This is a genomic window from Oceanobacillus sp. NCCP-135 (assembly GCF_059698015.1).
Genome location: NZ_BAAKSZ010000014.1, coordinates 63,694 through 76,814, shown reverse-complemented (window position 1 = coordinate 76,814; position 13,121 = coordinate 63,694). Strand labels below are relative to the sequence as shown.

Here is a 13,121-nt window from a genome sequence, read left to right as displayed (position 1 = left end):
TGCACATTCTCAGCTTTTTATATGGAAAATTAAATGGTAGTAGGATAAACTGAGAGATGGGGAATTTTATTGATTCGGAGGAATACACATGAAACTTTTAGTAACACAACTGATTATCATTGCTGTAATCTGGACAGGGATGGCGTTCTTTCTTTCTGATATGAGCGAAGCAAATAAAGTTATTTTCTATGTTGTTACATCCTGGTTCTTATTTTTAATTGTTATTGTATTGAAAGCATTGTTTCGTAAAGATGATCAAAAAAAATAAGGATACTATTTTCTAAGGAAGGTTCATGCACATGCTTACTGTTGAAAATTTATATAAATCATATGGAGAAAAAGTGTTGTTTAATGAAATAAATTGTACAATAGCTGATCGCGAACGGATTGGTTTAATCGGTGTAAATGGGACAGGGAAGTCTACTTTTTTAAAAACAATTGCCGGAATAGAATCTCCGGATAAAGGGATTGTTAAACATCCGAAAGATTATCAGATTGAATATTTAGCACAGGATCCACAGCTTGATCTGAGCTTAACTGTTATCGAGCAGATTTATTTTGGGGAAGCTGCTGTGATGAAGCTGATGAGGGAATATGAAGGTGCACTTCTCAAGCTTCAACGTGATTCAACAAATGATAAAGCACAGTCCGAATTGCTTAAATTACAACAAAAAATGGATGAACTTGATGCATGGGAAGCAAATACGACTGCCAAAACAGTACTAACAAAATTAGGTATCACTGATTTTGATAAACAGGTGGCAGAGCTTTCAGGTGGTCAGAAAAAACGTGTTGCTATTGCGAAAGCATTAATTCAGCCTGCAGATTTATTAATCCTTGATGAACCAACAAACCATTTGGATAATGAAACCGTAGAATGGCTGGAAAAATACCTGCAAACATATAAAGGTTCTTTTGTGCTTGTGACACATGACAGGTATTTTTTAAATCGTGTAACAAACCGAATTTATGAGCTGGATAAAGGTAATCTATATATTTATGAAGGTAATTATGAAATCTTCTTAGAGAAAAAAGCAGAGCGTGAAGCACTGGAAGTTAGCAGTGAACTGAAACATCATAATACATTGCGACGAGAGCTTGCCTGGCTAAAGCGTGGCGCAAAAGCACGCTCGACAAAGCAAAAAGCAAGAATCGGTCGTGTGGAGGAAATGAAGGAGAAGACATTTGATACAAAGAAGCAAAATGTAGAATTCCAGGTGGGCTCGGCAAGGCTTGGGAAAAAAGTAATTGAAGTAAAAAATATTGAAAAATCCTATGATGGAAAATCAGTATTACATGATTTCAGTCATTTGATTGTGCCTGATGAAAGGCTTGGAATTATTGGTGCAAATGGTTCCGGTAAATCGACATTACTGAACATAATGGCTGAGCGCATTCCACCGGATCAAGGTGAAATTGAAATTGGAGAAACCGTTAAAATTGGCTATTATACACAGGGGGAAGAAGAACTGGATGGCAGTATGCGGATCATTGATTATATAAAAGAGGTTGCTGAAGTTATTCAAACAATTGATGGAGATGTGATTACTGCAGAACAAATGCTTGAGCGGTTTTTATTTTCGAGAGCCGAGCAGTGGACCTATATTCGAAAACTATCGGGTGGGGAAAGACGTCGGCTATATTTGCTGAAGGTTTTAATGACAGAACCGAATGTATTGTTTTTAGATGAACCAACAAATGATCTGGATACACAGACATTGAGTGTTTTGGAGGAATATTTGGATAATTTTCCGGGTGTTGTCATCACCATATCCCACGATCGCTACTTTTTAGATCGAGTGGTAGATCGTTTACTGGTATTTACTGGGGAAGGTAAAACAAAGACGTTTTTTGGAAATTACAGTGAATATATGGAGCAGCACCTGAAAAATACCAAGGTAAAAACGAAATCTGTCAAAGTGGATCAGAAACCAATAAAGCAAAAGAAAAAGTTATCTTATAAGGAACAGAAGGAATGGGAAAGTATAGAAGATGTAATCATGGAATTGGAAGGAAAGAGAGAAAAAATGCAAGAAGCAATTGTCGAAGCGGGCAGTGATTCAGAAAAAGTTCAGGAGCTGTTCGGAAAACAACAAAAATTAGGAGCAGAATTAGAAGCAAAAATGGAGCGCTGGGAAGAACTCTCATTGCTGGTGGAAGAAATGGAAAGCAACTAATTGATCGACCTGAAAGATTGTCTTTTAGGTCGATTTTCATTTTGAGGGAGGGGAATATCTGCTAGATCGCCCGGATGAGCGGGAATATCGCCACGATGAGCGGAAATATCGCCGGGAGAACGAGGATATCGCCCGGATGAGCGGGAATATCGCCGGGAGCGTGCGGATATCGCCAGGAGAGCGCGAAATATCGCCGGGAGAACGAGAATATCGCCCGGATGAGCGGGAATATCGCCCGGATGAGCGGGAATATCGTCAGGAGAACGGAAATATCGCCCGGATGAGCGGAAATATCGCCGGGAGAACGAGGATATCGCCCGGATGAGCGGGAATATCGCCCGGATGAGCGGGAATATCGTCAGGAGAACGGAAATATCGCCCGGATGAGCGGGAATATCGCCGGGAGAACGAGGATATCGCCCGGATGAGCGGGAATATCGCCGGGAGAACGAGGATATCGCCCGGATGAGCGGGAATATCGCCCGGATGAGCGGGAATATCGTCAGGAGAACGGAAATATCGCCCGGATGAGCGGGGATATCGCCGGGAGAGCGCAGATATCGCCACGATGAGCGGGAATATCGCCGGGAGAACGAGGATATCGCCCGGATGAGCGGGAATATCGCCGGGAGCGTGCGGATATCGCCAGGAGAGCGCGAAATATCGCCGGGAGAACGAGGATATCGCCCGGATGAGCGGGAATATCGCCGGGAGCGTGCGGATATCGCCCGGATGAGCGGGAATATCGTCAGGAGAACGGAAATATCGCCCGGATGAGCGGAAATATCGCCGGGAGAACGAGGATATCGCCGGGAGAGCGGAAATATCGCCCGGATGAGCGGGAATATCGTCAGGAGAACGGAAATATCGCCGGGATGAGCGGGAATATCGCCGGGAGCGTGCGGATATCGCCCGGATGAGCGGGAATATCGCCGGGAGAACGAGGATATCGCCACGATGAGCGGAAATATCGCCAGGAGAGCGGGAATATCGTCAGGAGAGCGCAGATATCGCGTGGAGCATACAGAATAAATGAGAGAGTCGTTGTTGTTACTATTCCTATCATGTGTTCAGCTCCTAAATTTATTACTCCAATTATTCCTATGGGTCATGCTAGAAAAAAGTTTCAAATGATCCGGTTTTTTTCATAAATTAACCGAATCGATTAAACTGGAAGTAGAAACGATGGAAAGGGTGAGTTGATGAAACAGATATATAGTGATATTATTCAATTTCGCGGAGGCCATTATGACTTTGGATATATGCAGGGGAAATTATTAAAGAATTCTTTTACCATTCAAAATCGTAAAAAACAATGGAACATACGGAGACCACGATTTATTATCACCGAAAGGGAAGTGAAAAATGCAATTCTTCCTATTGCACCAGGTATCTGGGATGAATTACTAGGCCTACAGAATGCATTGGAATGGAAAATAGAGGAGGTGCTGCAGGAATTTGGTGGTTATCGGCTTGAATATGTTAAAAGTGGCTGTTCTATTTTCACAGGAACTGATTATATGATCCGAAACTATGATTATCATCCAAAAACGTATGAAGGTCGCTATACTATTTTTCAGCCAACAGACCAGGGGTATGCAGTAATTGGTCCTTCCCAGCGAATAACTGGCAGGATGGATGGCATGAATGAAAAGGGACTTGCGATGGGCTATAATTTTATGCACCGGAAAAAGCCTGGGGATGGGTTTATCTGTAATATGATTGGAAGAATCGTTCTGGAAAATTGTGCAACGGTTGGTGAGGCAGTTTCCCTGTTAAAGGAAATACCACATCGCCATTCATTCAGCTATATTGTCCTAGATGAAGAAGAAGAGACATTTGTAATTGAAGCTACTCCAAGGGGGGTGGAGGTGCGTAAATCCAATGTTTGTACCAATCACTTTGAATTGTTGAAGGATGAGAATCGTCATCATCTGGACGATTCGTATAACCGGATGAATGCAATTAAAAAGCAGGAAAGTAAAGTGACAGATGCCTATAAAGCATTTTGCCTGTTGAATGATCCGGATAAGGGTGTATTTTCTACCCAATATAAAAATTGGGCAGGTACCATCCATACGTCTGCTTACTTTCCAAAAGAAAAAAAGGCCTGGTTTGCATTGGGTGGCAATCGTGAGCCTGTAATTTTTGATTTTAATACATGGCTTTATGGAAAGAATATCGGAACAAAAAGGATTTTAGGTGAGGTTGATACAGAGCTTCCTTTTGTACATATGGAAGCGAATGTACGTTAATACTAGTAAAATAATAGTCATAGTATACTTTTGCAAAAATATATGTTTAAATAAAGGGCAGTTACGGGAAAATAAGAAATGATCTTATATGCATAAATTTATGTATATTTTAAATAGGAGGTATAAATGTGAAGCTATTTCAAGTTAGGAAAGGGCAATTTGTTTTTTATAGAAATGAACTGCATAAAGTGTATTCAGTTAAACCGATGTTTAAAAAGTCGGTTCACTTGTACCGTTTGAAAGACATGCAGCAAATTTTAACAAAAGCCAGTGAAATTGAACTATACAAACCACAGCATAATGACACGTTTATTTTTTATGGCAAACGATACACCATTAATAAAGATACCAAACCGGAACCTGGAGATTATATATTAATTGTGAAGCCGACCCCGGATTTTCTTGATCATTATTCGCTGAATGAAATTGAAAAAGTGGATAGTGTTGAAGATGGTAATGTTGTTACAACAAGAGATAATGGGGTTAAACATAATGAATATGTTGTTTTGGTTCCAGGCAGAGCAGATGCAAGCCAGGAAATCGCCTATTTTGATAAAAACCTAGTGCCAGAGGAGCAGCAACTGCAGGATGAATCGATTTCCTATTTAGCTGAAACTGATAATACATTGAAACCTGTTGTCGGGGATATTTATATTGATGTACACAATGAAATTAAATCAATGATCGTTGCAATGACAAATGATGAGGTCATCTTTGGGCATGGTGTACGTGTTCATGTTGCCGAACTTTTAGATGAAAACAATTTTAAGCTTGTCTATCGATTTGAAGAAGATCTTTAACCATATAAGAAAATCCTTGCCGAATGTGGCTGGGATTTTTTTATGTAAATAATAATGGTAATAACAGAAGTTTACTTTATGCCAGGGGATCTGGGAATAAGGGATATTAGATGGAAGTTTTAGAGAACAGGGGAATAAGTTGAGAGATAAGCCAGCTTTATTGGCTTGTCTCTCAACTTTAGGCAGTAGATCGCTCAACTATGGCCTGCTGTCTCTCAACTTTAGGCAGTGATCTCTTAACTAACAGGATTATTCCCAAAACCATGTTAAATTTAAAAGTGAAGCATGTGATTTGCTCTCCCTTTCAATTAAATCCTGTCTTATCGCCTCAATGTGGCACTTGCTTTATACCCAAGAATATTGATTGGATCCTTGGAGTTGGAATATGGTGGAGCATATGCAAGCTCAAGCTCGGGTAAATCCGCCACCGTTAGATTCGCTTTAATTGCAGTAGTTAAAACTGCCAGCCGTTTATCAGCACCTCCAAAGCCTACTACATGTGCACCATAGATTGTGCCGGATCTGTCATCAAATAATATTTTTAACCATAGCTTATCCGAACCAGGATAATATCTTGCATAGGAGTATGTTTCCAACACTTCTTCTTTAAATGAATATCCAAGTCTTTCAAGAGAGGTACTGGTATGTCCGGTTGCCCCCACTGTTAAGTCAAAAATCTTTAAGATGGCTGAACCGAGCGTCCCACTGTAAGCAATATTTTCTCCATTCAGATGGCTGGCAATAATGTATGCCTGCCTGTGTGCTGGCCAAGCAAGCGCAATATGTCTTGGTGTATTTGTAATTTGATCCTTTGTTTCTACAGCATCTCCTAGTGCATAAATAGCTGGATCTGTCGTTTGCATAAACTCGTTTACCTTAATAGCTCCAGTATCTCCAAGCTTCAATGAGGCATCAATCGCAAGCTGTGTATTTGGTTTTACCCCAATCGCCAGGAGGGTCATATCCGCTTGAACAGTCTTCCCGCTATTTAATTGAAGCTCTTTTCCGTCATTGGAAAATGAAGCCAAACCATCATCGAGAATGAGCTTTACCTTTTGCTCCTTCAAATGTTCTTCCACAATGGCGGCCATGTCTTTATCGATGATTTTCATGACCTGTTCGGACCTGTCAATGACAGTACATTCCAACCCTAAAGCGTGCAGGTTTTCCACCATTTCCATGCCAACAAAGCCCGCTCCGACAATAGCGGCTGTTTTTGGTTTATTTTCCTTAATAAAAGTGTGGATTTGATCCATGTCTGGAATCGTGTGTAATGCAAAGGTCCGTTTCTCATTGAGTCCTTTTAAATTGAGTGTATTTGCTGATGCACCAGGGGATAAGATGAGCTTATCATATGTTTCTTCCTGTATCCCCAAATCACTGCTGTAACGAATTTGTTTACTCACTCGGTCGATATTGATGACTTCACTGTTAACTCTTATGTCGACATCATATTTTTTACTAAATTTATCTGTTGGAATTAATAAATCATCCCGTTCTTCTACTATTCCGCCAATATAATAAGGCATGCCACAATTGGAAAAAGAAATATAATTCCCCTTATCAAAAATTATAATTTCTGCATCCTTATCATTCCTGCGAATTTGTGCCGCTACAGTTGCACCACCACCAACTCCACCAACTATTATGATTTTTTGTGTCATTACAAATCGCTCCTTTCTTATCATCTTACCTTAAAGTATCCCTAGTGAGCTGAGGAAAACGATTATAATCGTGAGTGGAACAATCCAACGCATTAACTGAAACCAAACCTGATAGATGCCAGAAGATAATTGGTTACCATAGGAGAATTCCTGTTTTATCAGTACTTTATCCATTCGGAAGCCGATAAATAAGGCGATTAACAAACATCCACCCGGGAGCATAATATTACTGACGAGAAAATCAGTTGCATCAAAAATGGTTAACCCAAAAATTTTAAAGTCAGCTAAATTACTAGATGATAAAGCAGCGGGAATCCCGGCAAGAAAGACTGCTAGTCCAACAAGCGAAGCTACTTTTTTACGTGAACTCCCTTTTTTCGCTGTGAATGCAGATGTAATAATCTCCAGCATACTAAACGATGAGGTTAACACAGCGAATAAGAATAGTAATAAAAATAGGCTTAGAAAAATTTCACCAAACGGCATCTGGGCAAAAGCTTCCGGCAAGACGATAAACAACAGTCCAGGTCCCTCTGCCGGCTCAAGGCCAAATGCGAATACAACAGGGAATATGGCTAAACCAGCCAATAGGGAAACAAAAATATTCATGATCGAGACAGAACCTGCTGACATTGGAAGGCTTACATCTTTTTTCAAATAGGAACTGTAGGTAACCATCACGGAAATACCAACAGCCAGGGAGAAGAAGGACTGTCCTAGTGCGTACAATACATTTTCTGCATTTAGTTTAGAAAAGTCGGGTTGTAAAAAGAAACGGATTCCTTCCATAGCCCCTTCAAAAGTAACTGCACGAATAACAAGAATAATAAAAAACACAAATAATAATGGCATTAGAATCTTGCTCGACTTCTCGATTCCATCTTTAATTCCAAATGAAATAACAATGACATTAATCAGGATAAATAATCCATGACCAAGAATGGTGATCAGCGGATTTCCCGTAATGCTGGCAAATAGTTTCGGGTAATTGGCCGCATCTTGAATAATCATCCCTGGTATGGATAAACCGCTATATAGGAGTACCCATCCACCAACAACACTGTAAAAAGACATGAGCAGAAATGCTCCTACAACACCCCATTTCCCGATGATAGACCATAAGCCTTTCGGTGCAAGTTTTTTATAGGCACTGACTGCTTCCTTCTCAGCCCCCCTACCAATAATAAATTCTGCAATTAAAATAGGAAGGCCAATGATGATCGTAAAGGCAATAAATAATAGGAAAAATGCCCCTCCACCATTCATTCCTGTCATATATGGGAATTTCCAAATTGCCCCAAGGCCGATTGCAGCTCCGGCAGATGATAAAATGAAGCCGAGTTTCGTCGACCATTGATCTTGTTTTGTTCGCATGTTTGCCTTCCTTTCATAGTAAATCTGAGTTGAAAAACATCTTTTTAGTATAACATGTGTTGAATACTTTTAATAATGGTGTTTTCTAAAAGTTTGGGACTGTACCATGGGTTCTCCCTATCAAAAAAATTGTTGTTATTGCGCAAATTCTATAAACTGCGACGTAACCTTAGCATGATTTCTTCCCTTTTTGGAGAAGATGAGTGCTAGTCCAGCGCTCCGGAAACCCACTACGCTTTCCGTGGGCGGCTGGTGAGACTCCTCGTGCTACTCGTCTTCAGGGGTCTCACCTATGCCTTTCCTCCCACAGGAGTCTTCGTGTGTTTCCTCCGCTGGTATAGCGCTTCTCTCTATAAAAAGATTTAGCATTTGATTGCATCAAACTTTAAAGACAGTCTCCATTAGCGTAGGCAGAATACGAAGACTCCTGCGGGAACAAAGGTTTTCGATGGGGCGAGTAATCGCAGTCCCAGCACATGTCTGAAGACCCCGCAGAGTGGTTTTCTCGAGAAGACTGAAGCCGTGCCCGCGGAAAGCGAAGTATTCTGCCGAAGCGAGTTTTAGAACTCAACCAGCATTCTAATGAGTGAACACGTCACACGAAAAAATTTTCACTGTGTCGCACTTTCTATCTATTACGAACGAAGTGCAGTCTCAAAATTTATTAAAAAGACCTTTTAATAATAATCATATTTTTGTTCGAATATCCCATAGCTCTGGGAAGAAGTAATGATCGAGCACCTTTTTCAAATAGCCAACACCTGATGATCCACCGGTTCCTGTTTTGTGGCCAATAATTCGTTCAACAGTTTTCATATGTCTGAAGCGCCATTGCTGGAACCAATCTTCAATGTCCACCAGCTTTTCTGCTAGCTGATATAGATCCCAGTATTTATCAACATTTTTGTATACTGCAAGCCAAGCCTGCTCTACAGAGGCATCTTTTTCGTATGTTTTGGAGAATTCACGTGTTAAAACGGCATCGTTTATTGGAAACCCTTCACGTGCGAGTTCCTGAATTGCAACATCATAAAGTCCTGGGGAGTGATAGGCTTTTTCCAGAATTTCATGAAGCTCTGGATCTTTTTTATATATTTTTAGGATAAATGGTGTTTTATATCCAAGAACAAATTCGACCAAGCGATATTGATAGGATTGGAACCCGGAAGCATTGCCTAACCTATCACGGAATTCCATGTATTCCGCTGGAGTTAAAGTGGATAAAACATCCCAGGCCTGAATAATTTGTGATTGTATTTTAGAAACACGTGCCAGCATTTTAAAGGAGGCCTGAAGCTCACCACGCTCTATTGCCGCCACTGCACCTTGTGTTTCATGAATAATTAACTTTAGCCAAAGCTCACTGACATGGTGAATGATAATAAATAGCATTTCATCATGATGATCAGATAACCGTTTCTGACTGGATAATAATGTATCAAGCTGTAAATAATCACCATAGGTCATTTTTTCAATAAAATCGGTATGGATTCCTTTTTCGGCTTTAAATGTATCACCATATTTATTATCAGTCATAGATGTTCCCACTTTCTTGAATTGGACGTATGACAGCTCGCACCGGGCTTCCGTCAGCTCCAACAATCGCCAGTGGTAGCGCAATTAATTCATAGGAACCCGGCTGTACATGATCCAGCATAATATTTTCCAAAATATTGATCCCATGTTGATATAACGCATGATGTGTTTTGAGGTCTTTACTATCGGCAAGATCCACTGACGGCATGTCTACACCGATTAGAATGACACCTTTTTCTTTTAGGTATGGTGCCACATCTGGATCAAGAATCGGCATTGTTTCTGGAAATCGATTCGGGTTATTCGGCAAGGATGTATGCAGCAGGAGTCGCTTCACTCCATCCAAATCAAACTGCTGTAAAACTTCTGCGGTAATTTTTGCTACATGACTGACATCAATAACTACAGCACTTCCAATATAACGATGTATATCCAGTTGCTCAATTGTTTTACCCTCATCATCATAGTGGAATGGGGCATCCACATGTGTTCCGGTATGCAGGCTTGCAGTCATTTGCCCAATATTAACGGAGCCTGTTTGTTCTTTTGAATAGGTTAGAGAAAAAGAGAAGGGAGTATCTCCAGGCCAAGCTGCCATGTCATTTGTCAGTCTTTGAGAAATATCAATCCATTGTGTCATTATGCGATCACACCTCGCTTATTTTCAAATTTTTGAAAGCGTTCTTCTTTCATAATTCTTTTTAAAATTTGTACCATTTGCCAAACCTCTTCAAATGTATTGTAGAGTGCGACTGGAGCTAGACGGATTCCATTAGGATTACGGAAATCAGGAATGACTCCATCGGCCTTCAATGCTTTACAAATACGAGCAGCCTCTGGATGTTCCAGAAAAACATGGGCTCCACGTGTCTGCTCGTCTCGAGGGTTTGCAATTTTAAATCCATCGTCAGCTAATTCCGTATCAATCAATTCCATTAAGTAATTCGTTAACTGTAGCGATTTTTTGCGGATTTTTCCGATTCCTGCTTCTTGGAACATTTCAAGTGATCCGATTAGTGGTGCTGTGCTTAATACATGTGGTGTGCCGATTTGGAAGGCTCCAGCATGTTCAGCTTGAGTAAGGGTGTGCTCCATATCGAATTGTTTATCCTTTGCTGAACCGAACCATCCTGCAAGTCCGGGAGCAGTTCCAAAATGCTTTTGATTTACATAAAGTCCTCCAACACTGCCAGGTCCGCCATTCAAATGCTTGTATGTACACCAAAATGCAAAATCAACATCCCATGCAGTTAAATAATGGGGAATGGAGCCAATGGAATGACATAAATCGAAGCCGATTAAGATACCCCGTTTATGTGCTTCTTTTGTCAATGTTTCCATATCGAGAATTTGACCACTCCGGTATAGTACGGAGGGCAATACAATTAATGCTACTTCGTCTGTCATGGCATCAATAATATCCTGTGTTTTAAGTGTGTTCCCGTTTTTGCTTTTCACCTGAATAAGATGATCCTCAGAGTTTAATCCCTTTAGTTGCAGCTGACTTTTTAATGCATAAATATCGGAAGGGAAATTTAATGCATCTGCAAGTATTTTTGTCTTTTTGCCTTCTGGTTTAAAAAAACTTGAGACGAGTTGATGCAGATTTGTCGTTGTGGAGCCTGTTACGATCACCTCATCAGGCTTTGCTCCAACTAAATCTGCTGCCATTTCCCCTAAGTTTTCGGATAAATAAAACCATGGATGTTTTCCATTGGACCATCCATCAATTGCATGTTTTTTCCAGGAATCCATCAAGGTATTGACTGCTTTTTCTGCCCGTTTTGAAAGTAGACCCAATGAATTTCCGTCAAAATAAATCAAGTCATTTGAAATATAAAATTCCTTTCGAAAGCGTTTAAGCTCGTCATGCATATCTAAAGACTGTGCATAGGATATTTCAGTATTCATAGAAGCACTCCTTATCAGCATAGTTTATCAGTACCATTTTAACAAAAAAAGGACAGATAAGCTGTTTATTTCTAGTTATTTTGTATAAATTATATTTTTATTTTAAAAATAATTGTAAATTTTGGAATAGTGATTTATACTAATAATATATATGAAATATCGTTTCATTAAATGAAATGGGAGGGTGGAGAATGCGGTTTGTTTCTGATAAAGTGAAAAACCTGCCACCATACTTATTTTCCGAATTTCAAAGAAAGAAAAAGGAACTTGAGCGTAAGGGGGTAGATGTGATTGATTTAGGAATTGGTGCACCGGATTTGCCAACACCTGATTTTATTTACGAAAAACTGGTGGAGGAAGCGAAGAACCCAGATAATCATCGGTATTCATCCTATAGTGGATGTATTGAATTTAAAGAAGCGGTTGCAGGGTATTACAAGAAAAACTATGGGGTTGATCTAGATCCTGAGCAGGAAGTTTTAACACTGATTGGATCAAAAGAGGGCATAGCCAATATCATTCAGACAGTAATTAACCCGGGGGATGCAGTGATCGTTCCAGATCCAGGTTACCCGGTTTATCGAAATAGTGTTCATTTAGCTGGCGGGGAAAGTGTTACACTGCCATTGGATATAGAAAATGGCTATGTACCACTTTATGATGATATGTCGGAGGAAGACATTAAACGGTCAAAGCTGATGTTTTTAAATTATCCAAGTAATCCAACAGCAGCTACTGTCGAATTAAGTACTTTTTTGGAAGCGGTTGCATTTGCCAAAGCGAATCATCTGGTTCTTGCAAATGATGCCGCATATGACCTTGTTACATTTAATGATTATAAATCTCCAAGTGTACTGCAGATTCCGGGGGCCAAAGACTATGCAGTGGAATTTGGTTCACTTTCAAAGACCTTTAATATGACGGGATGGAGAATTGGCTATGTCGTCGGAAACAAAGAAATCATTCAAGCACTGGCAACATTAAAAAGCAATATTGATACATGTCAGTTTCTCCCAATTCAAAAGGCTGCTGCAGCTGCGCTGACAAGTGATTTATCATCTGTTGTAGCGAATAATCAAGTTTACAAAGAACGAATGGAAAAACTGCATTTTGCATTAAATGAAATAGGGATTATTGCTGAAAAGCCTAAAGGTACAATTTTTATTTGGGCAAAGGTTCCAGAAGGTTTTAGCTCGATTACATTTGCGAATAAACTGCTTGATGAAGCAGGAATTATTGTGTCTCCAGGGACAGCTTTTGGCCCTGGTGGTGAGGGGTTTTTTCGAATAGCGTTATCTGTAACTACAGACAGATTAGATGAAGTGATTTACCGCATGAAGCAGCTTGAATTATCAGTAGTATGAAGGATGCTTTAAGCAGGTTAACTAAATAAAATCTCAGGAG

At 40.1% G+C, this 13,121-nt stretch carries 13 protein-coding genes; 8 read left to right on the top strand and 5 right to left on the bottom strand.

Annotation, left to right across the window (positions count from 1 at the left end; translation table 11 throughout):
* The first annotated feature begins 88 nt into the window (after positions 1-88).
* From AC6HVZ_RS11490 to AC6HVZ_RS11460, 7 genes are all read left to right on the top strand, one after another.
* On the top strand, positions 89-268 hold the full coding sequence (locus tag AC6HVZ_RS11490) for a hypothetical protein (RefSeq protein ID WP_497558305.1): 180 nt from the start codon (positions 89-91) through the stop codon (positions 266-268).
* 31 nt (positions 269-299) lie between these two features.
* Positions 300-2,177 carry an ABC-F family ATP-binding cassette domain-containing protein gene (locus AC6HVZ_RS11485; RefSeq protein ID WP_497558304.1) on the top strand — a complete coding sequence of 626 codons (1,878 nt, stop codon included), beginning with the start codon at positions 300-302 and terminating at the stop codon, positions 2,175-2,177.
* Positions 2,178-2,313: 136 nt separating this feature from the next.
* Positions 2,314-2,502 (top strand): hypothetical protein, encoded by a 189-nt coding sequence (locus tag AC6HVZ_RS11480; RefSeq protein ID WP_497558303.1) that lies wholly within the window; start codon positions 2,314-2,316, stop codon positions 2,500-2,502.
* Positions 2,503-2,786: 284 nt separating this feature from the next.
* Complete coding sequence (locus tag AC6HVZ_RS11475; protein WP_497558302.1) at positions 2,787-2,954, top strand: hypothetical protein; 168 nt, start codon at positions 2,787-2,789, stop codon at positions 2,952-2,954.
* Positions 2,951-3,097 carry a hypothetical protein gene (locus AC6HVZ_RS11470; protein ID WP_497558301.1) on the top strand — a complete coding sequence of 49 codons (147 nt, stop codon included), beginning with the start codon at positions 2,951-2,953 and terminating at the stop codon, positions 3,095-3,097. The genes AC6HVZ_RS11475 and AC6HVZ_RS11470 overlap by 4 nt, the downstream gene beginning before the upstream one ends.
* Before the next feature lie 282 nt (positions 3,098-3,379).
* On the top strand, positions 3,380-4,432 hold the full coding sequence (locus AC6HVZ_RS11465; RefSeq protein WP_497558300.1) for a C45 family autoproteolytic acyltransferase/hydrolase: 1,053 nt from the start codon (positions 3,380-3,382) through the stop codon (positions 4,430-4,432).
* A gap of 128 nt (positions 4,433-4,560) precedes the next feature.
* Entirely contained in the window at positions 4,561-5,232 is a 672-nt protein-coding gene (locus AC6HVZ_RS11460) for a hypothetical protein (RefSeq protein ID WP_497558299.1), read from the top strand.
* A 320-nt stretch (positions 5,233-5,552) separates the two neighbouring features.
* Here AC6HVZ_RS11460 and AC6HVZ_RS11455 read toward each other — a convergent pair whose 3' ends face one another.
* The 5 genes from AC6HVZ_RS11455 to kynU all read right to left on the bottom strand — a co-directional run bounded on the left by AC6HVZ_RS11455 (position 5,553) and on the right by kynU (position 11,717).
* A complete protein-coding gene (locus tag AC6HVZ_RS11455) occupies positions 5,553-6,896 on the bottom strand; it encodes a CoA-disulfide reductase (protein WP_497558298.1) in 1,344 nt (447 codons plus the stop codon).
* Between the two features lie 30 nt (positions 6,897-6,926).
* Positions 6,927-8,270: a sodium-dependent transporter gene (locus AC6HVZ_RS11450; protein ID WP_497558297.1), complete on the bottom strand. Its 1,344-nt coding sequence runs from the start codon at positions 8,268-8,270 to the stop codon at positions 6,927-6,929.
* A 687-nt stretch (positions 8,271-8,957) separates the two neighbouring features.
* Positions 8,958-9,806, bottom strand: coding sequence for a tryptophan 2,3-dioxygenase (gene kynA, locus AC6HVZ_RS11445; RefSeq protein WP_497558296.1), 849 nt, complete (start codon positions 9,804-9,806; stop codon positions 8,958-8,960).
* On the bottom strand, positions 9,799-10,446 hold the full coding sequence (gene kynB / locus AC6HVZ_RS11440; protein WP_497558295.1) for an arylformamidase: 648 nt from the start codon (positions 10,444-10,446) through the stop codon (positions 9,799-9,801). The genes kynA and kynB overlap by 8 nt, the downstream gene beginning before the upstream one ends.
* Positions 10,446-11,717: a kynureninase gene (gene kynU, locus AC6HVZ_RS11435; protein ID WP_497558294.1), complete on the bottom strand. Its 1,272-nt coding sequence runs from the start codon at positions 11,715-11,717 to the stop codon at positions 10,446-10,448. Before kynU ends, kynB begins: the two co-directional genes overlap by 1 nt.
* Positions 11,718-11,908: 191 nt before the next feature.
* Between kynU and AC6HVZ_RS11430 the strand changes: the two genes are divergently transcribed.
* The gene (locus tag AC6HVZ_RS11430) at positions 11,909-13,081 is read left to right on the top strand and encodes an LL-diaminopimelate aminotransferase (protein ID WP_497558293.1); all 1,173 of its coding nucleotides are present in this window, start codon (positions 11,909-11,911) and stop codon (positions 13,079-13,081) included.
* Positions 13,082-13,121 lie beyond the last annotated feature (40 nt).

What these genes read in the sequence shown, in the direction of transcription:
- AC6HVZ_RS11490 (WP_497558305.1), top strand. Translation starts at nt 89, where the DNA reads ATGAAACTTTTAGTAACACAACTGATTATCATTGCTGTAATCTGGACA.
- AC6HVZ_RS11485 (WP_497558304.1), top strand. Translation starts at nt 300, where the DNA reads ATGCTTACTGTTGAAAATTTATATAAATCATATGGAGAAAAAGTGTTG.
- AC6HVZ_RS11480 (WP_497558303.1), top strand. Translation starts at nt 2,314, where the DNA reads ATGAGCGGGAATATCGCCGGGAGCGTGCGGATATCGCCAGGAGAGCGC.
- AC6HVZ_RS11475 (WP_497558302.1), top strand. Translation starts at nt 2,787, where the DNA reads ATGAGCGGGAATATCGCCGGGAGCGTGCGGATATCGCCAGGAGAGCGC.
- AC6HVZ_RS11470 (WP_497558301.1), top strand. Translation starts at nt 2,951, where the DNA reads ATGAGCGGAAATATCGCCGGGAGAACGAGGATATCGCCGGGAGAGCGG.
- AC6HVZ_RS11465 (WP_497558300.1), top strand. Translation starts at nt 3,380, where the DNA reads ATGAAACAGATATATAGTGATATTATTCAATTTCGCGGAGGCCATTAT.
- AC6HVZ_RS11455 (WP_497558298.1), bottom strand. Translation starts at nt 6,896, where the DNA reads ATGACACAAAAAATCATAATAGTTGGTGGAGTTGGTGGTGGTGCAACT.
- AC6HVZ_RS11450 (WP_497558297.1), bottom strand. Translation starts at nt 8,270, where the DNA reads ATGCGAACAAAACAAGATCAATGGTCGACGAAACTCGGCTTCATTTTA.
- kynA (WP_497558296.1), bottom strand. Translation starts at nt 9,806, where the DNA reads ATGACTGATAATAAATATGGTGATACATTTAAAGCCGAAAAAGGAATC.
- kynB (WP_497558295.1), bottom strand. Translation starts at nt 10,446, where the DNA reads ATGACACAATGGATTGATATTTCTCAAAGACTGACAAATGACATGGCA.
- kynU (WP_497558294.1), bottom strand. Translation starts at nt 11,717, where the DNA reads ATGAATACTGAAATATCCTATGCACAGTCTTTAGATATGCATGACGAG.
- AC6HVZ_RS11430 (WP_497558293.1), top strand. Translation starts at nt 11,909, where the DNA reads ATGCGGTTTGTTTCTGATAAAGTGAAAAACCTGCCACCATACTTATTT.